Origin of the sequence: Mycobacterium sp. JS623 (assembly GCF_000328565.1) — a bacterium.
Classification (GTDB): Bacteria; Actinomycetota; Actinomycetes; order Mycobacteriales; family Mycobacteriaceae; genus Mycobacterium.
In genome coordinates this window covers 112358-135110 of record NC_019959.1, presented here as the reverse complement: position 1 = coordinate 135110, position 22753 = coordinate 112358, and the positions used below count along the sequence as shown (strand labels likewise).

At 67.7% G+C, this 22753-nt stretch carries 22 protein-coding genes; 3 read left to right on the top strand and 19 right to left on the bottom strand.

Annotated features, from left to right (window positions below; genetic code table 11):
• The first annotated feature begins 78 nt into the window (after positions 1-78).
• Positions 79-438 carry a hypothetical protein gene (locus MYCSM_RS34910; RefSeq protein WP_015298260.1) on the top strand — a complete coding sequence of 120 codons (360 nt, stop codon included), beginning with the start codon at positions 79-81 and terminating at the stop codon, positions 436-438.
• A 43-nt stretch (positions 439-481) separates the two neighbouring features.
• Here MYCSM_RS34910 and MYCSM_RS34905 read toward each other — a convergent pair whose 3' ends face one another.
• The 18 genes from MYCSM_RS34905 to MYCSM_RS34820 form a co-directional block, all read right to left on the bottom strand.
• The gene (locus tag MYCSM_RS34905) at positions 482-847 is read right to left on the bottom strand and encodes a hypothetical protein (RefSeq protein ID WP_051074015.1); all 366 of its coding nucleotides are present in this window, start codon (positions 845-847) and stop codon (positions 482-484) included.
• A 138-nt stretch (positions 848-985) separates the two neighbouring features.
• Positions 986-5716: a methyltransferase domain-containing protein gene (locus MYCSM_RS34900; protein ID WP_015298259.1), complete on the bottom strand. Its 4731-nt coding sequence runs from the start codon at positions 5714-5716 to the stop codon at positions 986-988.
• 236 nt (positions 5717-5952) lie between these two features.
• Complete coding sequence (locus tag MYCSM_RS34895; protein ID WP_051074020.1) at positions 5953-6609, bottom strand: hypothetical protein; 657 nt, start codon at positions 6607-6609, stop codon at positions 5953-5955.
• A 205-nt stretch (positions 6610-6814) separates the two neighbouring features.
• The gene (locus MYCSM_RS34890) at positions 6815-7783 is read right to left on the bottom strand and encodes a DUF4192 domain-containing protein (RefSeq protein ID WP_015298257.1); all 969 of its coding nucleotides are present in this window, start codon (positions 7781-7783) and stop codon (positions 6815-6817) included.
• 221 nt (positions 7784-8004) lie between these two features.
• Positions 8005-8247, bottom strand: a complete 243-nt coding sequence (locus tag MYCSM_RS34885; RefSeq protein WP_015298256.1) for a hypothetical protein — start codon at positions 8245-8247, stop codon at positions 8005-8007.
• A gap of 186 nt (positions 8248-8433) precedes the next feature.
• Positions 8434-9759: an AAA family ATPase gene (locus MYCSM_RS34880; protein WP_015298255.1), complete on the bottom strand. Its 1326-nt coding sequence runs from the start codon at positions 9757-9759 to the stop codon at positions 8434-8436.
• Between the two features lies 1 nt (position 9760).
• Entirely contained in the window at positions 9761-10981 is a 1221-nt protein-coding gene (locus MYCSM_RS34875; protein WP_015298254.1) for a hypothetical protein, read from the bottom strand.
• Positions 10978-11178: a hypothetical protein gene (locus MYCSM_RS34870; RefSeq protein ID WP_015298253.1), complete on the bottom strand. Its 201-nt coding sequence runs from the start codon at positions 11176-11178 to the stop codon at positions 10978-10980. The genes MYCSM_RS34875 and MYCSM_RS34870 overlap by 4 nt, the downstream gene beginning before the upstream one ends.
• Positions 11175-12434, bottom strand: coding sequence for a vWA domain-containing protein (locus MYCSM_RS34865; protein WP_015298252.1), 1260 nt, complete (start codon positions 12432-12434; stop codon positions 11175-11177). Before MYCSM_RS34865 ends, MYCSM_RS34870 begins: the two co-directional genes overlap by 4 nt.
• Positions 12431-13537 carry an AAA family ATPase gene (locus MYCSM_RS34860; protein ID WP_015298251.1) on the bottom strand — a complete coding sequence of 369 codons (1107 nt, stop codon included), beginning with the start codon at positions 13535-13537 and terminating at the stop codon, positions 12431-12433. The genes MYCSM_RS34865 and MYCSM_RS34860 overlap by 4 nt, the downstream gene beginning before the upstream one ends.
• Before the next feature lie 223 nt (positions 13538-13760).
• The gene (locus tag MYCSM_RS34855; RefSeq protein ID WP_015298250.1) at positions 13761-14000 is read right to left on the bottom strand and encodes a hypothetical protein; all 240 of its coding nucleotides are present in this window, start codon (positions 13998-14000) and stop codon (positions 13761-13763) included.
• A 189-nt stretch (positions 14001-14189) separates the two neighbouring features.
• Complete coding sequence (locus MYCSM_RS34850) at positions 14190-15008, bottom strand: DUF4262 domain-containing protein (protein WP_015298249.1); 819 nt, start codon at positions 15006-15008, stop codon at positions 14190-14192.
• A gap of 205 nt (positions 15009-15213) precedes the next feature.
• Positions 15214-16059, bottom strand: a complete 846-nt coding sequence (locus MYCSM_RS34845; protein WP_015298248.1) for a hypothetical protein — start codon at positions 16057-16059, stop codon at positions 15214-15216.
• 89 nt (positions 16060-16148) lie between these two features.
• Positions 16149-16538 (bottom strand): hypothetical protein, encoded by a 390-nt coding sequence (locus MYCSM_RS34840; protein WP_015298247.1) that lies wholly within the window; start codon positions 16536-16538, stop codon positions 16149-16151.
• Complete coding sequence (locus tag MYCSM_RS34835) at positions 16535-17374, bottom strand: phosphoadenosine phosphosulfate reductase domain-containing protein (RefSeq protein ID WP_015298246.1); 840 nt, start codon at positions 17372-17374, stop codon at positions 16535-16537. Before MYCSM_RS34835 ends, MYCSM_RS34840 begins: the two co-directional genes overlap by 4 nt.
• Positions 17371-17793, bottom strand: a complete 423-nt coding sequence (locus tag MYCSM_RS34830; RefSeq protein WP_015298245.1) for a hypothetical protein — start codon at positions 17791-17793, stop codon at positions 17371-17373. Before MYCSM_RS34830 ends, MYCSM_RS34835 begins: the two co-directional genes overlap by 4 nt.
• Complete coding sequence (locus MYCSM_RS34825; RefSeq protein WP_015298244.1) at positions 17793-18680, bottom strand: hypothetical protein; 888 nt, start codon at positions 18678-18680, stop codon at positions 17793-17795. The genes MYCSM_RS34830 and MYCSM_RS34825 overlap by 1 nt, the downstream gene beginning before the upstream one ends.
• A 137-nt stretch (positions 18681-18817) precedes the next feature.
• Entirely contained in the window at positions 18818-19816 is a 999-nt protein-coding gene (locus tag MYCSM_RS34820; RefSeq protein WP_083906461.1) for a TauD/TfdA family dioxygenase, read from the bottom strand.
• A gap of 376 nt (positions 19817-20192) precedes the next feature.
• On the opposite strand from MYCSM_RS34820, the gene MYCSM_RS34815 reads away from it, so the two are divergent.
• Positions 20193-21425, top strand: coding sequence for an NrdR family transcriptional regulator (locus tag MYCSM_RS34815; protein ID WP_015298242.1), 1233 nt, complete (start codon positions 20193-20195; stop codon positions 21423-21425).
• Positions 21426-21553: 128 nt separating this feature from the next.
• On the opposite strand, the gene MYCSM_RS34810 is transcribed toward MYCSM_RS34815, so the two are convergent.
• On the bottom strand, positions 21554-22024 hold the full coding sequence (locus MYCSM_RS34810; RefSeq protein ID WP_015298241.1) for a hypothetical protein: 471 nt from the start codon (positions 22022-22024) through the stop codon (positions 21554-21556).
• 68 nt (positions 22025-22092) lie between these two features.
• On the opposite strand from MYCSM_RS34810, the gene MYCSM_RS34805 reads away from it, so the two are divergent.
• Positions 22093-22740: a hypothetical protein gene (locus tag MYCSM_RS34805; RefSeq protein WP_015298240.1), complete on the top strand. Its 648-nt coding sequence runs from the start codon at positions 22093-22095 to the stop codon at positions 22738-22740.
• The last annotated feature ends 13 nt before the right edge of the window (positions 22741-22753 follow it).

Sequence of the window (22753 nt, the reverse complement as noted above, 5' to 3'; positions counted from 1 at the left end):
CGCATCTCTTGCCCACCCCTAACGGATCGGATGTGCTGCTAGCCAACGGATCAGCTACGCACCAGGAGTCCCCGCCCCATGCCCGAACCCACCACTGCACCCGCCTGGCACATTCAGCACGCCCAGGTGCTCGACTTCGGCCGCATCCTTTCCGCAGCTGACACTCTGACGAGCGCGGCCGACGTCCTCGACTACCTCACCACCCCTGACGCGTTCACCCGTGAGCATGACCTCTGGACCCAGGCCGGGCGGCCTCGTCCCCCGTGCGTCGACGACCTCACCGAGGCCCGCACACTCGGCCCTGGCCCAGCCGCAGCGGCGCTATGGTCCCGACACCGCGCCGCCGGCATCGCCTGGCGCGCATTCTGCGACCTGCTCGACGAAAGCGCCCACACCGGCCGCCCCCTACACGTCGTTGTCGACGGCCTAGCTCCGTAACCTCCGCCTCACCCCGTGCCGAGGGGGCGGGGGTGAGCGGTGGTCAGTGGTCGAGATCCGGCGGGTAGCGCCAGATGAGTTCGCCTTCGTCGGTGATCACCGTGTGCCCGTTGTTGCGGATGATCAGGTCGTCATCGTCGATGGTGCGGGCCCGGTACGCGAAGCCAGGGCGATCGTCGATGCCCTCAGCGGCGGTGATGTTGGGGTCGTACTCGACGACCCAGTCGTGCTCGCGCAGCTGCGCGTGGAAGGCGTGCACCGCGGCGACGTCGGCGGGGGGCATGCCCCGGCCGCCGGTCGCGACGTAGTCGCCGTGCAGGCGCATCAAGACGTAGACGGGGTGGTCCTGCAGGTCGGCCGGGACGTCCCAGGGGAAGTGCAGTCGCACGATCTCGCGGGGTGTGGACACCGTAGACCCTTTCCTCGACGCGATCAGCCGGCGATGCGGCACCTTGGCGACGCTACGGCCCCCGCTGCCGGCCCCCGCGGGGTGGCCCTCGCTACACCGTCACCTTGTCGGCGAGGACCACCCCAGAACACGGACCGTCTATGCCGCCTTGGGCCGCTCCTCCTCGTTGAGCGCGTCGCCGATCGCTTTGTTGACCGCCGCCAGCTCGGCGCGCGCCGCGGCCAATTCGGCGGGTTCCCCGACATCAGTGGCGGCCGCGGCCGCCCGCGCGTCCTGGGCCCGCCGCTGGCACTCCTCGACGCGGCCGCGAGCCTGCACCATCTCGCGGTCGACGCCGGCCACCCAGGCGGCCACCATCGCCTCCGCCCACGCTTGCACCGCCTCGGGTCCTCGCCGGCGCACCTTGCCCGGTAGCGGTTCGGCCCACAGCACGCGGTGATCGAACGCCAACTCCAACCGCTGCCCAGGGTCGGTGTCCACGGTGCGCACCGACACCCGGCGATCGCCCCACTCGGCCCGCAGCCGTGACCGGTAGTCGTGAGGCTCGCGCTGCCGGCACGCGTCCGCCGCCACCCGTGTCAGGTCGACCTCCCCCATCCCGGCGCGGTGCTCGGCGAAGGCCTCCAGCCGCTTCACGCGGGCACTGGCGGCCTCCGCCGCCGTCTCGGCACTGGCCGCCTGGTGCAGCAGCGTTCGCACGTTCTGCTGCACAGTGACGTGCTCCAGCCGCAGCGACCGCACCCGGCTCTCCAATTCGTGCTGGCGTAGCAGCAGATCGTTGCCGGCCGCGGCTGCCTTTAGCTCACCGAAGGTCAGTACCTCATCGCCGATGTCCTCGATTTCGCGCGCCTGCCCGTCCATCCGGTAAAGCTGCGCGAAACCGCGCGCCTTGCGCTCCACCGTCCCGAACATGAAGGCGTCGAACGTACCCCGCGACACGTGGCTGTGAATGTCGACGACGTCGTGTTGGTTGCCGTTGCGCTGTATGCGACCGTTGCGCTGCTCCCAGGCCGCGGCCGTCCACGTCGGGTCGACGTGGTGCAGCGAGTGCAGCCGGTGTTGCACGTTTGTCCCTATGCCGACCTTCGGCGTCGAGCCCATCAATACCGCGACCCGGCCGTCGCGGCACGCCGCAAACAGCGCCTCGCGCGCCTTGGCGGTCGTCGCTTCGTGCACGAATCGGATCTGTTCGGCCGGCACGCCGCGTGCGATCAGACCGGCGCGAATCCGCCCGTAGCTCTGCGCGTCACCGTCCTTCGGCGTGCCCAGGTCGCACATCACCAGTTGGAAAGCGCCCGGACGCGATGAGCCTGGATAGACGAGATCTCTTGTGTCGTGGTAGATGTCGGCCACCAGGGCAGCCACCCCATCGAGTTTCGGCGCGGATTCACTCAGTCCGACCAGGTTGGGATCCAAGGCCACCTTGCGCCCGTCGTTGCAGATCACCAACATGTTGTCCGACGCCGCGGACGCGCTGCGCGTCCGTAGCGCGTCGGCGCGTACGACCAGGTTCGCCATGAACTCTCGCTGCGCGTCGGTTGGTTCGCTCAGGTGGGTGTGGTTGCGGACTTCCGGCCGCGCCAGGCCCACGCTGTCAGCTCGCACCATCGACATGAACTCCGAGAGCATGGTGCGCAGCTCTGGGACATTCTGAATGGTGCCCGGACGGCGCCGCGACCGGAACCCGGACCCGTCCGGGCTGGTCTCGATGAGCACCTTGTAACGCACGAATTGCGCTGCCCACGCGTCGAAGTGACCCAGCCCTGTGCGCTCCAATTGTTCTGGCGCGAGCATGCTTTGCCACACATATCCCTCAGCGAGGGTGTTAGTGAACGGCGTTCCCGTCAGCAGGCAGGCGTGCGGGCGGTTCGGGTTGGCGCGCCGCAGCAGTGACAGCTTCAGGTAGAGATCCAACGCCCGTTTGCTCGATCCGAGGCTGAAGCCATCGGCTCGTGTAGTCACTGGCAGTCGGCGAAACTTGTCCGCTTCATCGACGATCAAGTAATCCAGACCAAGGCTCTTGAACGTCACGGCGTTGGGATCGTTGACCGCGCTGCGCAAACGGCTCAACCGCCCTTGCAGCGAGCGCACCGCGGCGGCGATCCGCTTGCCGGTATAGCCCTCGGTCCGCGCGTAACTCTCCAATTCGCTGAGTTGATCTTCCAGCCATGCCCGTTCCGCGCTGTCGGGCACCGGCAGCGCGGAGAACGTTTCGTGCGTCATGATCACCAGATCCCAGTCCCCGGTGGCACAACGGGCCACGAACCGGCGGCGAGCATCCCCGTGCAGATCGTCGCGCGTCACGATCAGGAACCGACCCGCCGGCCACGCCTGGTAGCACTGGCGGGTAGCTTGCTCGATGAGATGCAAGGGAACAACTAGCGCGGGCCTGTTGGCCAGCCCGAATTGTCGTAGCGTCATCGCCAAAGTTATTGCAGTGAGCGTCTTTCCGAGCCCGACCTCATGGGCGCAGAACACTGCCGGCGTCGATACGGCGCGGTCGACGAAGTCGCGTTGCCATGGCCACAGCTCAACACCGCCGGCCAGACCCGGAAACGTCAGGTGCGACCCGTCGTGGCGGCGCAAGACGTGCGCGTTCATCGTGAGGTTGTACTGATCGACGATGCGCCGCTCCCGCTCGGCGCTCTCCCACACCCACAGCGAAAACCGGCCCTGGATGGCCGCTAGCTTCTGTTCGGCGGCCTCGGTGGCGTCGGCATTGCGAACCTTGCGCCGGGTGTGGGAGTGCTGGTCATAGAACTCATCCCACACCACCGGCGCCGCGCCGTTGAGACCGATCTGCAGCAGCTCGAAGGCATCCAAACGGTCTGTGCAATAGGCGATTCGAGCCTCCGGCGAGAGTCGCCCGTGCGCGGTGACCTCCCACGCCGCCAGCGGGGCAACGTGATCGACGCTGGCACGGGTTCCGAACACTTCGCTGCAGAAGTCGACGACGTCACCGGCGGTGACCCACGGCGAGCCCAGCTCGATACGGATGTCCTCTCGGGTCAGCCATGGCGGCTGTACCGCCTCAAGCGCGGCCACGTTGCGCTCGAATCGCGGATCCACCGCCGCGGCAGCCAGCGCCTCACGCAGTTTCGCGCGCACGTCGCCGCACAGGTAGTCACGCGCGATCACTGCCCGGCCGTCTCGGGGGTCGCGGTAGGTCAGTTCACCCAGTGCGGCGAACGTCTCCTCCGGGTCCGACATACCCAGCAGTGCCCCCACACGGCCGAGGTCCAGGCCGCGGCCTTCACCGAGGCAGATCGCCAGCGCCTCGCCGGGGGTGTCCGCTCGCGTAGCGGGCTGAGGCCGCTTATTGACCCGGTGCAGCAGAATCGGCGCCGGCGCCGCCTCGCCGCTGTCCTGATCGAAAGACTCCATCGCAAAAACCACCGGGGCGTCCGGGTCGCTTCTGAAGCCCCCCAGGGGCGGGGTGCGCCACCCCAGCCGCGGCATACCCGTCTCCGGGTCCGGCTTGCCCTCAGTGAGGGTGCCACGGTTGAGCGCACCGTAGCGCTCCACGTACGCCGTATAGGCATCACGGCAGGCCACCCGCAGCGGTTCGATTGCCGCGTCTGGGCGGTCCCAATCGGACTCGGCGTCGAGCAACGCGACCGCCGCGTCGCGTAACCCGATCAGCGCCCGCAGTTCGGCGCTGGGCCGATTCACCACCGTCAGCTCGCCGTCGGCGACCCGGACCACCTGACCGTCCACCACGTGCAAAGACCCCTCTTTGCGGCCCTGGTCATCGACAAGGCGCACATCCGCCAGATCCGCCGGCACCGCGTCCGGCTCGGCGTAGGGCACCAGCAGCGGCACGACCGCCTCGAAAGCGCCCGCCACCGCGGCGGCCGGGTCGCCGGCATCCACGGCCAACGGATTGCGGTCGTAGCCGGTGACGCGCATGGTGCCGGCCACCAGCTCCGGGTGCAGTTGCCAAAAGCTGCTCACCCACTCCCGTGCGTGACGACCACCGACGACGCCCTCGACGGCTTCACGCACCGCGCCCTCGCGGGGCTGGCGCCAGCCGCGGACGTCGCTCTCGTCGTCACGTACGCGCAGGATCAGCACGTCGGCGACCACGTCAGTTCCCGACCCGCGGAAGTAGCCCGACGGCAACCGCACTGCGGCGATCAGGTCGGCGTGCTTCTCGATGCTGCTCGCCAGGCCGTGGGCCGCGTCGAGTTCGTGTCGCGAGGTCACCACCACCACGTAGCCGCCGGGACGTACCGCCGTCACCGCGCGGGCCACGAAGTACTCGTGCAGCGGCCCGTAGAAGCCGATCGCGCCATCGTGCACGCGAGCCGCCGAGAACGGCACGTTACCCACAGCGGCGTCGAATCGCCGGTGCGGCAGCGACACCCGCTGCAACTCGCCGGTGACGATGGACGCCTCCGGATGCAACGCCCGTGCAATACCCGCCGAGATCGGGTCCGCCTCCACTCCGGTCAACACCACGGGCAGATCGGCCGGCGCATACCGCAGAAACGCCCCGGAGCCGCAGCCCAAGTCGAGCACCGAACCGCCCGCAAAACCCGCCGCCCGCAACACTGCCCAGATGTGGCCCACCAACGCCGGCGGGGTGAAGAACGACGTATCGACGACGCGGGCCGCCGCCGACATCGACTCTCCGGCCGCGTCGTCGAGTTCGTCGGCCAACCCCGCCCATGCTCCGGCCGGCTCCGCATCAAACAGCGCCGCCACCGGGCCCCAGCCAGGGAAAGCCTCGAGAATCTCTCGCTGCCGGTCATCGGCAACACCATCGCCCACCTCGGCGAGGGTCCGCGCGGCCGCGATCGCTCGCCGCGCCAACTTCACGCCGCGAGCACTAACCCGGTCCAGCCGCGAGATCTCCAACGTCGACATATTCGTCTCCCCCTTCGGGAGTCCTGGGCCCGCCCGACTGGCTTGCCCTCTCGATCGACACCATACGACGAGCCACTGACAAGCCGCCGAGACTCCTCACCCGATCTGTGACACCCACACGCCCACCGACGATTTCGCCCACACCACACCCCTGTGCCGGGTGAGCCGGGGGTGGCGCACTCCCGGTGTGGTGGCCGGCGCTTGCTCTACCGGCCACCACAACCACTCAGACGCGCTCAGTCCTCCTCGACGTCCACGACGTCGTGCTCTTGAATCGCATCCGTCAGCGCCGAGCCGTGAAGCTCCGCAACCGCCGCAGCCACCGCCTGATCAGACACCTCCGAGCCGGCCGCATCAGCGCTGTGCGACGCCACCGGAATACGCACCCGCACTGTCACATCCACCTCGCACACGTAATCCCGCGAACGCGGACGCAACCCCTGCGAAATCATGAACCGGTCGAATCGCTCACAGAGATCGTTGTCGCTGGCATACTCATGCGCCGCGTCGACAATGCGCTCCAGGCGAGCCTCATTGTCTAACAGCGCCGACCGAGCTGCCGCCACCTCCCTTTCATAACGACGACTCACCCACGCCGCAGCCGCCAGCGCCGAAGCCCACGCCGGCATCTCCCCCTCTGTCGGCACCGGATCGCCGGCCAGCATCACCTCCGACACCGCACCGGCCACCGCCACAGCGCACCCGTCCAGCCGGACCACGGCGCACTGGCGTTGCGCGCCGGCCCCCTCGTTGTCCTCAACCACCAGCCAGCCGGCCACCGGACCGCTCGACAGCGGCGCACACACGATCGCACCCGCCGGCACACCCGCGGCCATAGCCTCCGCCACTGACCGTGACACCACGGCCACCGAACCCTCAACGACAGCAGTCACCACAACTCCCCTTTCCGGGAACCGCGGGCCGACCCGATTGGCCTGCCCTACACATGCGATTCTACTGCCCGCCACCGACAAACAAACCCAGGCCGCCGCCGACGAAACCGACTCATATGAGCCTCTTTTCACCCACCACCCCACCCTGTGTCGGCTGGGGTGGTGGGGGCGCCGGCCATCTCGGTCGGCGCCCCCACCGGCCCGACTAGACCGACACTGCCGGGGTCAGGTTCGCGGTCAGGCCGCGGATCGCCTCCGGTGGCATCCCGCTCTGCAGCGCCTTGTCCAACATCACCGCCATCCGGTGGGCCGGGTCCTCAGCCAACAGTGCCTCCAACCGCACACCCGCCAACGGCCCCTCACCACGGACGTAGGCCGCATGCGCCGCGGTGCACATGGCCTCCACCCGGAACGGCGGCGGCAGCACCCGCGCCAACTCCGACCACAACTGCTCGGCCGGCGCCGCTTCGTCCTCACAGTGGACCAGAGTCATCGCCGCATCGCGCACCCGCAGATCCACCAACGCCGCCCCGATACGGGCCAGCTCGACATCTGACAGGACCACACCCTCTCCCACACGCCGCACCGCGGTCACTACCTCGCGCACCGCCACGGCCACGTCCTCGACGGGACCCCCGGCACCAACGAGCAGCGGCGCCAACTCCGCGACCCGCGCCCGATCGACCGCAACGCTCGCCTTCAGCTCCTCACGGCTGCCGTACAACCGGTGACCCGCCACCACCGCCGCAGCAGCCGCCACCGACGCCGCAGGATCATCGAGCACCCCACCATTGCCGCACTCGTCAAGGCACGTCCACCGGCCGCCCACCTCGATACGGTCGACCACAACCGCGTCGAGCATCTGCACCCCACGGCGATTCAGCGCCGCCGCCAACTCACCCACCATGTCCCGGTACTCCCCCGCGCACATCGCGCAGCTGGCACCCTCAGCTGACACGAACACTGCCGCCACACCTTCGGCGCCACTGCGTGCCGTGGTGTCCGCCAACCGCTCCGGTGCCTCGGGCAAAGCCGCATCGGTGAGGTCCAGGCGCAACACGCAACCCAGAGCATCCCCTGTGACAGTCACCAGCACCAGCGACTCGAACGGCTGGAATCCAAGAATGGCAACGAGATTCGCGATGACCGATCCCAGCGCCTTGATTGCGTGCATTGCACTCCCCTTCCGGGAATCGAGGGCCGGTCCGACTGACCTGCCCAACACAAGTGATCCTAACGCAGCCCACCGACAACACCATCCGAATGAACCGCTGCGCAGCAACATTCACCACAGACGCAGAACCTCTGCCCACTCCTGTGCCGAGTGGCCAGGGGTTCCGGCTTGCGCCGGCCAGGCCGAGGCGAAGCACCCCCGACCCGGCCAGCGAACACCGCCTACCAGTCGTCCTCGTCCCAGCGCTCACCGGCATACATCGGATCGAAATCCGCCGGCGCCCGATCCGGATACCGACGCCGGATGGCATCCATCTGCGGCTGAACCCGCTCGACATACGCGGCGTAGTGCCCGTCACACCGGTAGTACTGGTCCCCGCTCCCCGACAGCGTCGAGCGCGCGAAGGTCTCCCCCGTGCACCCATCCGGCCCGTCCAAGCACTGCCCATCACCGTAAATCGCCATGGTGTTCCCCTTCCCGAAACGATGGCCAGCCCCCATCGGCTTGCCCCAACACCAACGACACTACCGTCGACCACCGACAGGCAAACGCCCTCCCGCACAACCGTTCCGGAACCACCACCTCACCCCGTGCCGGGTGGGGTGGTGGTTGGGCGATCTGCCAGGCCACCACCGTCGAGCGGGGTCTGTTCATGAGAGCGCGGCAAGCACTGCCCGCGCCTGCGCGGCCTGGGGATCATCGGTAACAGCGTCGAGTAGCGCTGCGGTCGCCGGATCGGTCAAGATCGTCAGGTGCGCCCGGTGTCGGCTCAGGGTCACGCACATGCGGCCCGCATCGAGCGCGAACGATTCGGCGCGGCGGTATCCGGCCATCGGATGCAGCGCCACCACGGCGGGACGTTCCAGACCCTGCAGCGCGTTGACGGTGCCCACCAGTACGTCGGGCATGTCAGCCAGCATTGCTCGGACCGCACCGGCCTGCGCTACGTGCGGCACGACCACGGCGATGTCCGCAGCGGTCAGCGGCTCGCTGATGCCACCGCGCCGGTAGTCGTGCCATGTCAGTTCGCGCACCCGCTCGGCCAGCGCCGTCAGTAGCGCTGGGTCGGTTGGCCCGTGACGCGCCTCGGTCGGGCGACTCAGGATTTCGGGCAACACGGTGCCGTCCGGTGCGATCACCGCTTCATCGGGGCGTCGTGATGTGAACGGCATCTGCGGGTAGAAGTGCTGCGACACCAGTGCGCAGGTCTGCGGCCCGAGTCGCCAAGAGTTCGTCAATTCGTGCACCGTGACCGCCTCGCCGTGCGCGGCCAGCAGTGCGGCTGGGGCGGGCTGATGCGGGCCGGTGGCCTGGCCGTCCCACCGCTCTGTCGAGCCGGTCACCACTGGTGCCACCTGACCGGGATCACCCACGCACACCACCTGGCGCGCCAGCGCCCCGAGAGCGCCCAAGTCGGCATACGTTGCCTGCCACGCCTCATCGACTAGCAGCACGTCCGCCGAGGCCATGTTCGGATCGACGTAGAGCCACCGGGCGGCGGTGCCGATCAGGATTTCTCCCCCGGTCGAGTGTTGCCATCGCACGCTGCGACCCGCGACGGTGCGGATACCGTCCACGGTGACCGGCTTCTTACCGGCCCCCGACACGATCAGTGAGGATCGGTCGCTGACAGCGGCGATGCGCCGAGACAGCTCGGCGGCTTGCTCACGGGTCTGCGCGGCCACCGCCACCCGCAGCCCCACCCGGTGCGCCAGCGCACCGGCCAGCAGCGCCACCAGGCGGCTCTTACCCGCCCCTGGGCAGGCGGGCACGCACACGGCGGCGTCGCCTCCCCACGCGGCCAGCAGGACTCGCGCCAACATCGGGCTGTCCAGCAGGTCGCGCCCCGGCCAGGCGTCGGTCACCGGGGCGGCGGTCGGCAACGTCGGGGTCACCGCAGCCGGTACCGAGGTCGTCGCGACCGGGGCGGCGGCGCTGTTGTCAGGCTGGGCCAGTCGCTTGGGCAGAGTGCGCATGTCAGTTCTCCGTCGTTTCGGGTTGGTCGTCGGCGGCGGCGATCATCACGGCCAGGGGCACCGGGCGGCGACTCGCAGTCGGCGTGGCCCCCTGTGACAGCCAGGAGAACCGCCGCTTGTACAGCCGCGCCACCGCCGAGCGGCGCGACCGGATCGTGGACACCGAAGGCGGGGCGGGGATCACCGTCACTGTCTCCCCGGCAGCAGGCCGGTACCCCGTCTTGCGGAGTCCACCGATGGTCACCAACAGGGCACCGTCCTCACGCACTGCGGTAGCGAAAACCTCACCGCTGAAACGGTTCTCCGCATTCGGCATCGTCGTCATAGGGGACCCTGCCCATCCGGTGACGGCGGTCCCGGCCTTCAATCGGGTGTCGAGCCGGTCAGCGCGCACCGTCACGCGGTTGCCTTGCTGACCCGTTCCGGTGACGGCCTCACCGTGGCAGACGAACCCGGTGTGCACCCCGCGCGCCCGCCACAACGGGTCAGTCAGCAGCGCGGCGTCGTAGAGGTCAGCGGCATCGCAGCGGCTCGCCAATCGTGCCGCCGCGATGTGCAGCGTCTCGGGCCGATCCCAACTGCGGCCCTCGCGTAGCGCATCTTGCGCCGCCTGCAACTGCCAGTCGTCGTCCTCGCGCAGCGCCTCCAATCCCGCCAACACGGTGCCGCCCGTTACGGTCTGATGCCAGACATGCAGCCCGACAACACCATTGGGCACTCCCAACGCAGCCCGCCACGCTCCCGCGTGATCCTCACCGGGCACCACGCCGAGCATGAACCGTGCGCGCGTGACACCTAACACGTCGGTCACCGCCGACGTGCCGGCGTGCGCGGCCCGCTCGACCCACCATCCTGCCAGTGCCGATCCCGCCGCCACGTCTATGTGCGCGCAGCGTGCCGGGTCCGCGTAGTTGCGGGCCAGCCCCGCCAGTGCCCGCATAGTGGCGGGGGTGTCGACTAGTGCAGTCGCCCCGGTGCCGAGGTCACCGCCCGTGCACCCTGCTGCGCGCGCCAGCGCGGCCAATCCGTCTGCTCCGCTGCCGGTGCGCGGGCAGCCGTCCGGTCCCACCGCTTGCACGTGCACGACCGGCCCGGTGCGCCTCGCGGCGACAGCCACCGTCACGTCACGCGCTGGGGCGGGGTTGTGCACCAGGCGTGGGACTGGTCCACCGGCCTCGCGTGCGGCCACCCGCAGCGCGAGGTCGAACAACGCGGCGCTCATGCTGCACCGTCCACGCCTTCGGTGAAAGCGGCCAGCCCGCGCGCAGCGGCGGCGAACCCATCGGCCAGCGCCGCCGTCGCCAGATCGGCACGCTCGCGCTGCGCGGCCTCACGCACGGTGTGTGCGGTCCACCCGGTACCAGCGAGCACCGTGTCGGCCCATCGAGTGAAGTCGGGCGTCGCTGCCCGTTTCGTCATGCCGCCACCGCCGCTGCAGGCGTGACCCGCACCGTCTTGGCCCATGCCGGCGCGGTGTCGGCGGCGTGCGTGCCGATCAGCGCCACGATCAGCGGTACCGGCAGCCGATGGTCAGGCCATGGTGTTCCCCCATCGGTGAACACCACGATCACGTCCGCTCGCGGACGTGCTGCCAGCGCGGCGTCGATACCGACCCGCAGATCAGTGCCGCCACCACCGGTCAGCGTCACGTCACTGATGGACCGCACCGCACGCGGACTGCTGGCCGCTGCGTCACAGCACAGCACCCGCACCTTGGCTCCGGTGCGCCGCAACACACCCCGCGTCTCGGATAGTGCGGCGGCAAGATCGTCATCGCCCATCGAGGCCGACGTGTCAATGATCAGATCGACGGTGATCTTCGGTGCCCGCAGCGTCGGCAGGAGCAGCCCCTTGGGTGCGCGGCGGTTGGGTCGCCGCCAGGAGTGGTGCACCTGGCCCGCCTGATCCTCGACGGCGCGGCGCACCGCAGCGCGCAGCACCTTGGGCCACGGCACGACGGCAGGAGCCAGTTGAGCAGCCGCCCACCGGGCCAGACCCGCTGGCATGGTGCCGCGACCGGCCCCGCCGCAGCGCGACAACTCCTGCTGCACAGCGCGGGCCACCGCCACCTTCACCAGGTCAGCAGCGGCCCCGGACAATCCCGTGCCGCTGCCCACGTCGGCGGCGGCGGGAAGTTCCCCCGGCACGGGCACGTCCCCGGCCCCCGATCCACAGCCGAACCCGTCGTCCTCACCGGGTGCGGGGTCGGCGGGCGGCGTACCCGGTGGCACCAGATGGCGGTAGTAGACCTCGGCGGCGTGCCCGTCCTCGCAGCCGATCCCGGTCGGGGTCACCACCCCCTCGGGCAGGCGTACGCCCGCCGCGATCAGGTCGTCGTTGATTTCGGCGTCGGCGGCGACATTCCACATGGTGTGGTCCACCGGGCAGGCCACCGCTTCGGCGCGCCCCGCGTGGTCACGCAGCACATGCCCGACCTCATGGAGCAGAACACTACTGGCGGTCGGAATTGTCCATCCCTGCTCGGTGCCCAGCATCGCCGGATCGACGTAGAGCCGCCAATGCTTGTCAACTGCAAACGTTTTCAGGCCCGGTGCGGCGACCGGAACCAACGCGAACAGTGCGCGCGCGAAGTACGGCATCGCCTCGACTGCGGCCATCCGCGCCAGCCGCAGCCGCCGCCATTCCTCGGCGGTGAGCGCTCGGACCTCGATCATGCTGCGCTGCCTACGTCCATGCCCGCCGCGATCATCACGTCGGTGAACTTGCGCGCCGCCGCAGGCGGTTTCGCACCGGGCGGCATCGCCACACTCAAAGCGCGCGCGGCTGCACCGGCCACATCGGGAGCGCCGTGGGTCGCGGCCTCCACCAGCGGCCCCCATGCGGTCATCCACGCATCCTTGGTGCCCTTACCCGAGGCCCACGCCACGACACCGGACAGAACCGCCCACACCTGATCGGGACGCGCCGTAGCCCATTCCACGATGCTGGGGTCCGCGATCACGTCCACGACGGCAGGCAGGTCCATACTGGCCCGCCATTCCATGAATTCGCTGCCCGCACCGTCACCCACTAACCCGAGAGCCACCGCCGCGATCGCAGCGGTGTCGTCGCGGCGCAGATGCGCCAACACCCGCGCCATCGCCTCCCACGACCGCCGTGACGGCCAGGCCCGCCCTGCGGCCTCGTCAGTGTCCGGATAGGCGTGCAGCAGCGCAGGACGCCGCTCGATGAACGCGCAGACGGCCCCGATTTCGTCGGCACGGCGCAATTCGTCGGCGGCGACAGCACGCGAGGCGGGCAGCGCGGCGAACGAGGACCGCATACCCGTCAGCCATTCCTCTGCGGTCGGCTCAAATTCGATGTGCAGGAACCGATTCGCCATCGGTGGCGTAAGGTCTACGCCACCGGCACTGCGGTCGGGAGGATTGGCCGCAGCGACGATGCGCACTTCATCGGGAAGTTTGGTGCGGCCCACCACCCGTTCCAAGGCCACCGTCAGCATCGCGGCCTGCACGGACGCCGAGCATGTCGAAATCTCGTCCAACAGCAGGTAGCCGCCGTTGGCGTCCAAAAGCGTTTTGGCCCAATCGGGTAACGCGAGGGTCTGCACGGCACCATCGGCGACCACCGGCCAACCCGCTATGTCCACCGGCTCACGCTGCGAACCGATCACCGTCTCCACCGGCACCCCATCGGCAGCGGCCAGCGAGCGCACGATTGAGCTCTTCCCCATGCCGGGATCACTCCACAGCAGCACCGGCACGTGAGCGCGTGCCGCCGCGTCGATCACAGTGACAGTCGTATCCAAATCGGTCATCGCCGAATCCCCTCCCGAGGGAACATTGGACCGGCCCCGATGGCCCGTCCTCACATCACAGGACACTACCGGCCCCCACCGACAAACACGCTCGACCACAACCGCCAATCATCATCAATCGGTCGGTACCGCAGCGCCTTTCACACCACCACCCCACCCCGTGCCGGGTGGGGTGGTGGTGTCGCCTAAGCGCAACACCACCACCTTCCCGGCTAACTTGCGATCACGCTGGGATGCCCAAGTCGTAGTCGGCCCAGAGGTCGTCCGCGTGCTCGGCGGCGGCCTCTGCCAGCGCAACTTCTGCGGCCTCAGATTCCAGCCACGCGATCTGCCCCTCGACCTCCGCGATGGCCCGCCGAACCCACTCTGCGTGCGCCGCGTTGTACGCCGCCACCAGCTCGCCCTTCAATCGGAGTTCGACGTCCACCGGATCGGCGTCCTCGACATAAACAACAACGACCATCAACAGCCCCCAGTTCGGGTGAGTGGGCCTGCCCCCAACGGCTTGCCCTTACCCTCATCACACTACCCAACGCCACCGACAGGAATTCGCTAATCACCAAGGGCGGCAGTGCATTTAACATATCTCCGGGCCTCGCGAGCAGCGTTGCCGGTGGAGGACCACGACACTCCCTGACTGCCACCAGCAGCGCTAAAGCTCGCCGAAGATCTCCGCCCGATAGTGACCGCCAGAGGCCTCCACCGCAGCGTCCCAATCGACGCCCAGCGCATCGAACAGGTGCCGCAAATCCCCCAGGAGGTCGCCTGCGGCCACCTCAATCTCCTCACTCAAGCTGGCACCGCCCACGTGCTGGGCATAAGCCACCAGCGCCCTAGCTGCCCACCCTGCGCGGATGTTGTTGTCCTCCTGCGGCTCCGCACCGTCACTGTCCAACAGCGACCGGCGCGGCTGATCGCCGATAAGGTCGGCAAGCTCTTGCGCGGTGGTCACCGGCAACCGGCTAGCGTGATACAGCGGTCGAGCCTGCGGAGGGCGGCCCCGCACTGGCTGGTCATCCTCCGTCACCCGGCTGCCCTTTTCCCATGGCAGCACCCCGGCGCCATCGGGCCACACCACCTGCACCGCGGCCGCGACCGACCCATAGATTTCCCGCACCAGGTTCAGCTCCCTGGCATCGCTCATCGCCACCGCCACCAACGCCATGTCGTCGGCCAAGACACCCTCGACGCGCTCGCCGGTCGCCAGGCCCACAGCCGACGCGACCATCCGGCGAGCCACCTCGTTAAGCAGGCTGTGCGCCACCCGTCCCGGCAGCCCGTACACCGACAGCTCCGGCAGACCCCGCTCCGACAGGCCCACCGTGTACGCGAACGACGGCCCCGGATCATCCGCCGTGGGAAACACCGCGATCACCGTCCACCCGTGCGCCGCGATCTTCGCCCGTGTGTCGGCCAAAACTTCGGCGCGGAACGCAGATGCCTCCGACCTCTGCGGTTTCTGAATCCCCATGATCAAGCCCCTTCCCTGGGCTCAGTGGCCCGCCCCATCGGCAAGCCCCAACATCACGATTCTACGATTCACCACCGACACAATGACACGCCGAAACCTGCGGAAGGGCAACCCTTTTGGCCACCCACTCCCCACCCCTGTGCCGGGTGGGGAGTGGGTGGCTTATCGTCTTGTCAAAGGGTGATGATCCGGGCGTACTCCACGCCTAGTCTTCCGCCACGAGTATCCGGGCCGATCTGCCGGCAGCCTCCAGTTCGTGCGCCCGACGCGCAGCTGCCACTCGGTGCACGCGCCGCGGGAAGACCGTCCCATCACGCTTGGTGCGGGCCTGCGGATAGGTCCGCTCGAACTCGGCCTGGTCGTCGATCATCACTACGATGCTGACCCCGTCGACGTCGGTGACGTCGAGCTGGCCGGAGCTGTCGACGATGAAGTCATCGACGGCCTGCAGTTCGGCTACCAACCCTGCCGGCGGCGCCGCGGTGCTGCGCTCGAATTTTGCGTACTTCTTGGCGTCGATGCCCAGCAGCCGCGCCGTCTCCTCTTTCAGCAGACCGCACGCCAGCCGGCGGACGGTCAAGTCTCCTCGCTGCTCTCCGCGATACACCTGCACGTCCCGGCCCTGCCGGCTCAGCTGCGCTGCTGCGCGGCCGACCGCGACGTGCTGCAGCGACAACGGGTAAGGAACGAGATCCCGAACCGTCCGGGCATCCGGGTGCGCTTCCTCGAAATCCGCCTGGTCGACCACGGCCTGCAGCACCACGATGCCGTCAGCCGGCGCGGTCGCGACCAGCCGTGCAACCTCGTCGTCGACGAACTCCTCCATGGCGATCAGCTCGTCGACGAGATCCGGGCCGACTTCGAGCGCGCCTGTCTCCCTCGACCGATACTTGCGCAGGTCGACCCGCAGCACAGGCACCAGGTCCTCGACCCGCAAGCTCAGCGCGTTGCGTCGAGCGATCAGGTCCGACCACAAGTAGGGCGGCTCGTCGATGTCGTCCTCCTGGATGTAGACAGCGGCGGGCAACACGTCCGCCAGTCCTACAGTCATGATTCCTTCTCCCTTCCGGAGATGTCGGGCCGACCCGTCTTGGCCTGCCCTTCCACCACGATGCTACCGCTGAAGTGCGACGCCGCCCCTTAACCGCTGGCTGACGGCTGCGATCGCTCCCATACGACCGCCACAAGCATGCGCAACCAGCCCGCCAGCACCCGATCGGCGCCGATCTCCATCCGAGGTCGCCACCACGTCGGCGGCCCGGTGTTCACGTGCATGTCCACCACCCAGGGACCCACCCGAAGCTGACGGCTCCGGTTGACCTGTCCGCTGATTCGAGCACTGAAGGCGACCGTGTGGGCTGCGACGAGGTCGGCCTCGGTGAACCCGTCGGCCCGAGCGGACCGGTACACCGCCCGGTGCCCCTGCTCCGACTCGATGGTTAATTCGCGCCGGTCGTCACTGACACTTATCCGTCGCCCACCCCCGCCATCAACAGCCTCCTCCGGCTGTTGGCCGGCGGTGTCGTTCATGTCCACTCCGTCAAACGCGGCAGAACGCTCTTGAGGCGGTCGAAAAGCTCTGGCCAACCGGCCTGGAGCCAGGCGATGTGCCCGTTGGACAGCTTGGAGGCGTCGATGATCGAGTCGACCCGGATCTGCTGCTCGGGGACGCCGAGTTCGGCGAGCTTGCGGTAGAGCGGATTCGGCTCGATGCCGCGCCCGGCCAAGTACTCGAAGACGTGCGAGCGTTGCCAGTCCCAGATCGGCCCGTAGGTGATCGTGCCGTCGGCCCTCCGCACGACACCACCAGCTTGAGCGCGGACCTCACTGCGCGAACTTTGTTGCCGAGCACGGGTTTCAGCGGCCAGGCCACGTCGGTAGAGCATCCGCCTGCCGTGGGACTCCTCGGCGCGCACCCCCCACAGCGAGCCCCGGCCGTAACGACTGTGGGCTTCGGCCGCGGGCCCGGTGATCATGATGTCAGCGAGTTGCCCACGTAGCTGTCGATCCACGGCGTCGTGGTCGAAGCCCCCGCCGGCGATGAGCACCGTCAGCAGGTCAGGCTCGGCGGTGATGACGTGATAGTTCAGCTGCCACGCTTCGGCGAGGTCCTCCAGGTAATGCAGCGTCTCGGGAAACTGCAGTCCGCTGTCGAAGAACACCACCGGAATGTGCGGGTCGACCTGGCGGGCGAGATCGACGACGACGGTTGAATCCTTTCCGCCGCTCCACGATACGAAGCCGTCGTGCTCGTCGAGGTGTTCGGCGATCCGGTCGAGCAGCGGCTGGTGAGCCTTGGCGCCACGCCGGCGGGCGGCGATGCCGCGCAGGGTGTGCACGTCCAGGCCGGCCGGCGCCGCGGTCATCGGGCGTCGCTGACGGTGATAGCGAACTTGGGGAACAGTCGGTCGAGGTACTCGCGGACGTACTCGATGCCGTCAGGTCCGTCGAGGATCGACTCCTCGCTGGTGGTGTTGTCCCACCACAGCCACTGCCCGCCCCGCTTGAACCCGAACGGCGGCGGAACGTCGGAGTCGACGTGAGTTTTGGCGAAGGTCCGGGCCGCGCCGACGACGAACCACCAGTCAGGGCCGCCGAAGGTGATGGTGCCGTCGGGATCAGCAACGCCGGCCAGCTTGTGTGGCAGCGTGACCTGCGCGAAGCACTTCGACACTTTCACCCGCGACCGAGGCCGAGAAACGGAGCGGAAATGACCGTTCTGTCCGGGCTCGTCGGGCCCGATGTCGGAGCGGTTCGGATGCACGATCCATTCGGTGGGGCTCATCAGCGCTCCCTTAGTTGCAGTACGACGCGTTCGTTGAAGCCCCCGGATCGGGTTGCGTACGCGACGTGTTCGGCCGACGCCACCTCGAACTGCATTCCCCGCGGTAGCACGTGCGTGGTGTCTTCCACGCTGTCGGAGCGGCCCATGTACATGCCGCGGCTGGTCACCATCTCGAAGACCACGTAGCGGGAACTGTCGTGTCCTGGCGTCTCGTGCAGGTTGTGCCGGCTCACGGTGAACTGGTCGAAGGCCACAGTGGCGCCCGGTTGCAGGTTCGCCGGCAAGTCCTCGGGCATGGCGACATCGCGGTGGTTGTCGGGCAGCTTCACCGCGACGTAGACCCGGTGGGTGCGGTCGTTGAGCCGTTCGTAGGACTGGATGGCCCGATCAAGGCGCTGCACCTTCGCGCGGTCGCTGTCATCCAGCTGCTGGGCGTCACCGGCGGCGTGGTGCAGCCGTTCGTTGACCCGACGCCATTCAGTGGGGTCCTCGCCGGAGAGCAGGCTCGCGATCGCCGCGTGCTGCGACGCCGGGGCCGCGGCCATGACTTGGTTCTTGGTTGCCGAACGGATCTTGCGTTGCCGCCCGCTCAAGGTCTCGCGGAACTCCTCGCGCGCCGGCAGCTCGCCGCGCAGCCGTTCGGAGTCGACGTGGCTCACGTCTCGAGGTGTGGCGCGATCGCGGTCGCGTGCTGCCCGAGTCAATGTCGAATCGCTGTCGCGGAGTTCGTCGGTGATCTGGTTGGCCAGTCGCTGAAAATCGCGCTCGGTCATCGCGTCTTCGGCCATCTCGCGAGCAGCCTTCACGTCCCGCGCAGCGATGACGCCGCCCTCGACGTCAACGACGACGGGCTGCTCCCTGTTCGGTCTGGCGGTCTTGGCGCCCACGCGGTCTCAGACTTCCGTAGCTGGCTGATCAACGGCAGTGTATGGCCCGAAGTGGACACCGAGCGGGATGTGCCGCGGCTCGACATGACGAGGGGGCCGGCACCTAGGCCGACCCCCATCTGGGTGAGGAAGGAGCGCTAACTACCTTCGGATTCGATCACTGGCGAGCCATCTAGGCGGACACGACGAGTCGAAGCGAGACTCGCGTGGCCTTGCGCCCGGCAGATGTACCTGTCACCCCGGTCCCACTGCGGCCGGAACGGGCTCCGCCCGTGGATCGACCGGGAGTTGTCGACCACCAAGATGTCGCCCGCCTTGAGAGCCACACCGACGCGGCGCTCCAGGTAGACCGCATGTACCAGCTCCAGCGCCTCCTGGTGCTCAGGGCTCGGACTGTACATCAGCTCGCCGTCATACCGCAGCAGCGGATCACCCAATGGCCCACCGAGAACCGCCATCGGTCCCCGGTCCTCGGCCACCGCTCCGCCACGGATGAACGAGGTGTCCACACCGGTGTAGTACGCCTTGTCCTGCAGGAGTTCGATCGCGCGCCCCGGCAGATGCCGAACCAGAGCCCTGGCGGACAACAGGTAGGTGATCGCGTGCGGATCACCCCTGAAGCACGCCAGCCCCAAATAATCGGGACGGAAGTCGCTGAACGCTTGCTCGGTGTGCGCCAACAACTCGGCATGACTGCCCGTCGACGTCTGTTCGTAGCGATCCGCCTTGGTAGGCAGCAGCGACTGAATCAACGCCCCACCGGATTCCGCTCGAAAACCCGCCAGGTGGCAGATCACGGAAAGGACCACTGCCAACTCTTTAGCCAGCAGCGTCTTGTGGGTGATGTCGTTGATCGCCGATTCCGGCGTCGGCGGCGCGTCACCGACGATGACGCCGGTGAGCACCAGGCCGCCGTCGCCGTAGACGATGAAGTCCTCCATCTGTTCCCGCAGTTCTACGGGAAGCAGGGCGGTGGCGCGGCGCGCTTGGAGCGCGAACGCCGCCGGGTTGAGGACCGCATCGGCCGTGATCGCCATTGTCGCGCGGGCAATTTCATGCCTCATCTGCCCGACAGGCACAATCGTTACCGTCGACCAGGGCTTTTTGACTGGTGGTTCCAGTGGTTGTTCAGTCATACTGACACCGCTTTCTTCGTTCTCATGCTTGGAGGCAGGGATTCGATAGGAAGTGGCGACGTCGTCGCCGTCAGAAATGTGGTCCGGTGGCTCGCTGGTCAGATAGTGGGCCGCCGGACCACCATGACGCCCACATGTGGGAGTCGGCGCGTGATTGCGAAGGGCCAGGCTGTTTCGCTCTCAATGAGAAAGTATGCCGTCCGGCAAGCCCGGAGACAAGGGCTGTTACTGCCCGGTATATGCCTCTGACGTGCAGTTATTCCCACTTTTCGATGCCGCAAGGTACGCCGCGGACAGCGATCAATCCATATATCGGGCCAGCTGAAACGGCGAATCCACATGTGGAAGATTGGCCGATTTTCCTAGGCTGCAATCCATGCAATGCCCAATATGTGGAAGTGATACCAATGTTTCCGACAGCACCCCTCGACAGGCTCAGACCCTGCGAAAACGGGTGTGCAAAGCACAGGGCCACAGATTCCAGACTGAGGAACGTCGGATCGGGCTGCGCCTCACAGAAGACGTGCACCTACGACATTCCGGCGATGGACAAGTCCAGAGCGTCCCCTTCCAGCCAGAACGACTACAAGATGAGGTCACCCAGGCGGTAATGGGCCGCTTGTCGGAGGCAGAGATCGCTGACGTGGTAAACGGCGCCATCTCATACCTGCGCTTCGAGGTGGTGCCCGAGCGAGCGAAGTTCCTCGAAGGCGAGGAGTACGACAAGGTCATCAAGAGCCGATTAGCCCAAACCGGAAAACCCCACCAAGGCCCAATTTCAGCGATCTACGACCACGAAGTGCGCTCGGCCGTCCTGCGCCAACTACGGATTCGGGAACACCGCCTCGCGCATGTCCTCTATGCCATGTACTTCGAGGGACGACGTAACCCGATGATTGGAAGGCAGGGCTGGAGCAAAGCCGAAGACGTGCTGGAGTGGCTCTTCAGCGAAGACGCCTACCCGGACGTCCGCACGGATATTCCCTCTCGGCCTCAAACATCGACCTACGAGTGGCAGCCCCAAGAGCCCTCAACGCATCCGGAATTCGTCGTCAAACGCGGCCCCGAACTCCTCATCACCGTGACAGGCGGAAAACCCAAAAGACCTCCAGAACCGGAGGGCCAGTACGACATCCAGTGGCCAGCTACGGTCCGCGACCGAGGTGTCGTTGGATTTCTAGAATCCAGATTCCGCGGCAGTATTCGGCATGCCGTGCTGGGGCGACCCAACGCCAAAACTCTGGCCCCAAACGTCGCCTGGTGGGTTCTTCACGACCTGCAGGGGCAACGTCGAGTCGATTCTTCGCAACTCGCCAACGGCGTACTGGATTGCCTCCGCCGCGTCGACGACGTCGCCTACTTGCGATGGGTGACCAAGCGTAAAGACTTCCGGGCCATCCGCGAATTTCGTGACGAAGCTCTTGGTCTGATCTCGTATCCCTCACCAGGGCTTCAGTTCTCAGCCAGAGGCCCTTCACACAAACACGTCACGTTGATCGACACCGACGCGGCAGGGAAAGGCTCCTTGATCCCCAACTCGACCCAGACAACGCCAGCCCCCCTCGACGCCGACCGAACTCACACGAAAACCGACGATGAGAGAACGTAGCTGACGTGGAGGGAGACGGCCCCCGCCAGCTGTGCCCAGCCACCGGGAGCCGCCTCCAGGGCGAACCTTCACCCGACCCCTGTGTGCGTTTCGTGCTTCTTACTTTACGGCCGCTGCCGGACACCGGGTCACCGTCTCGGTACGTCCATCCACATCGGCGGCGGCGCTGCCTGAGGACCGACGATGAGCGCCGTCCGAGCGCGCTTCAGACACACGAAGGCGACCAACCCCACAGCGCCCGCGGCCGCAGCCTGGACGTAGGCGCCGGTCAGAACCCAGATCACCCCGAACAACAGCGCACCGAACACCACTAGGAGAAGAGCTACGTGTCCCGAGTGGCCTGCGGCCTTGATCTCCGATTCAGAAGCCCGCACCTCCCACTCCCGTTCCAAGTCCTCAACGTCCACGGGCAGATCGACACTGACGTCGAGCAAGGCGGAGCGCGTCGCCACACACCAGCGTCGATAGGCGTCGGCCTTCCGCAACGCCGTGACACTAGGCAAGCCCTGCCGTCCCAACCAGAGCGCGAATTGTTCGGCGATGGACGCATCTCGACGCAGATGATCAGCGATCACGTCGAGCCGAGTCAGTGTGGCCATGCGGCGAACCTAACGCGGCCGACGGACACCGACGGCGATCTCACCTCTCGGGCATACCCTGATCACGCATGCTTTCCGATCCCGCCGCCGCGGCGTGGGTTGCCGCCGGCCGGCCCAACGTCGATGCACCCACACCGGTGGATGGTCGCTGCGGTCGTTGCGGCGCCGAGGGGCCCACCGTCACCAGCGCCCGCATCATCTCCGAGAAGTTCACCGCCTTCGACGCCTGGCCCTTCGGGTCCCGCCGGTTGTGTGTGCCGTGTGCGTGGGCCTACAGCCGCCAGCCCACCAGCCAACCCTCCCTGCTCATCACCACCACCACGGTGACGGAGTACTCCGCCGGCGCCGCACTGGGCGACACCCTGGCCGCGGGCCCACTACCGGCGACTCAGGCTGTGGTGTTGCCGACCGCGCGGCGCCGACACATTCTGCCCACCGCGGAGTGGGGACACCTCGCCACCGACGGCCTGGTCCTCAAGTGGGACGCCGCGGCCGCGACACGGCTAACCGACCTGGCCTGGCTGCGCACCACGGTCGGGGCAACCTGGCCGCAACTGAGCCGCTCAGCACCGCCGTCACGGTTGCTCGGCGAGCAGCCCTCCGATCGCTGGCCACGCATCCTTGCCGCCTGGTCGGCGTTGCAGCCGTGGCGCACCGTCCCCCCGTTGTGGGCAGCTGCTCGCGTGCTCACCAACCCGATGCCGGCGCCGCAGTAGGCCGCGGCACAAT

Excerpts from the sequence above, each read along its gene's own strand:
- MYCSM_RS34910 (WP_015298260.1), top strand. The coding sequence starts at position 79 with ATGCCCGAACCCACCACTGCACCCGCCTGGCACATTCAGCACGCCCAG.
- MYCSM_RS34900 (WP_015298259.1), bottom strand. The coding sequence starts at position 5,716 with ATGTCGACGTTGGAGATCTCGCGGCTGGACCGGGTTAGTGCTCGCGGC.
- MYCSM_RS34890 (WP_015298257.1), bottom strand. The coding sequence starts at position 7,783 with ATGCACGCAATCAAGGCGCTGGGATCGGTCATCGCGAATCTCGTTGCC.
- MYCSM_RS34885 (WP_015298256.1), bottom strand. The coding sequence starts at position 8,247 with ATGGCGATTTACGGTGATGGGCAGTGCTTGGACGGGCCGGATGGGTGC.
- MYCSM_RS34880 (WP_015298255.1), bottom strand. The coding sequence starts at position 9,759 with ATGCGCACTCTGCCCAAGCGACTGGCCCAGCCTGACAACAGCGCCGCC.
- MYCSM_RS34875 (WP_015298254.1), bottom strand. The coding sequence starts at position 10,981 with ATGAGCGCCGCGTTGTTCGACCTCGCGCTGCGGGTGGCCGCACGCGAG.
- MYCSM_RS34870 (WP_015298253.1), bottom strand. The coding sequence starts at position 11,178 with ATGACGAAACGGGCAGCGACGCCCGACTTCACTCGATGGGCCGACACG.
- MYCSM_RS34865 (WP_015298252.1), bottom strand. The coding sequence starts at position 12,434 with ATGATCGAGGTCCGAGCGCTCACCGCCGAGGAATGGCGGCGGCTGCGG.
- MYCSM_RS34860 (WP_015298251.1), bottom strand. The coding sequence starts at position 13,537 with ATGACCGATTTGGATACGACTGTCACTGTGATCGACGCGGCGGCACGC.
- MYCSM_RS34855 (WP_015298250.1), bottom strand. The coding sequence starts at position 14,000 with ATGGTCGTTGTTGTTTATGTCGAGGACGCCGATCCGGTGGACGTCGAA.
- MYCSM_RS34850 (WP_015298249.1), bottom strand. The coding sequence starts at position 15,008 with ATGGGGATTCAGAAACCGCAGAGGTCGGAGGCATCTGCGTTCCGCGCC.
- MYCSM_RS34845 (WP_015298248.1), bottom strand. The coding sequence starts at position 16,059 with ATGACTGTAGGACTGGCGGACGTGTTGCCCGCCGCTGTCTACATCCAG.
- MYCSM_RS34840 (WP_015298247.1), bottom strand. The coding sequence starts at position 16,538 with ATGAACGACACCGCCGGCCAACAGCCGGAGGAGGCTGTTGATGGCGGG.
- MYCSM_RS34835 (WP_015298246.1), bottom strand. The coding sequence starts at position 17,374 with ATGACCGCGGCGCCGGCCGGCCTGGACGTGCACACCCTGCGCGGCATC.
- MYCSM_RS34830 (WP_015298245.1), bottom strand. The coding sequence starts at position 17,793 with ATGAGCCCCACCGAATGGATCGTGCATCCGAACCGCTCCGACATCGGG.
- MYCSM_RS34820 (WP_083906461.1), bottom strand. The coding sequence starts at position 19,816 with ATGACTGAACAACCACTGGAACCACCAGTCAAAAAGCCCTGGTCGACG.
- MYCSM_RS34815 (WP_015298242.1), top strand. The coding sequence starts at position 20,193 with ATGCAATGCCCAATATGTGGAAGTGATACCAATGTTTCCGACAGCACC.
- MYCSM_RS34810 (WP_015298241.1), bottom strand. The coding sequence starts at position 22,024 with ATGGCCACACTGACTCGGCTCGACGTGATCGCTGATCATCTGCGTCGA.
- MYCSM_RS34805 (WP_015298240.1), top strand. The coding sequence starts at position 22,093 with ATGCTTTCCGATCCCGCCGCCGCGGCGTGGGTTGCCGCCGGCCGGCCC.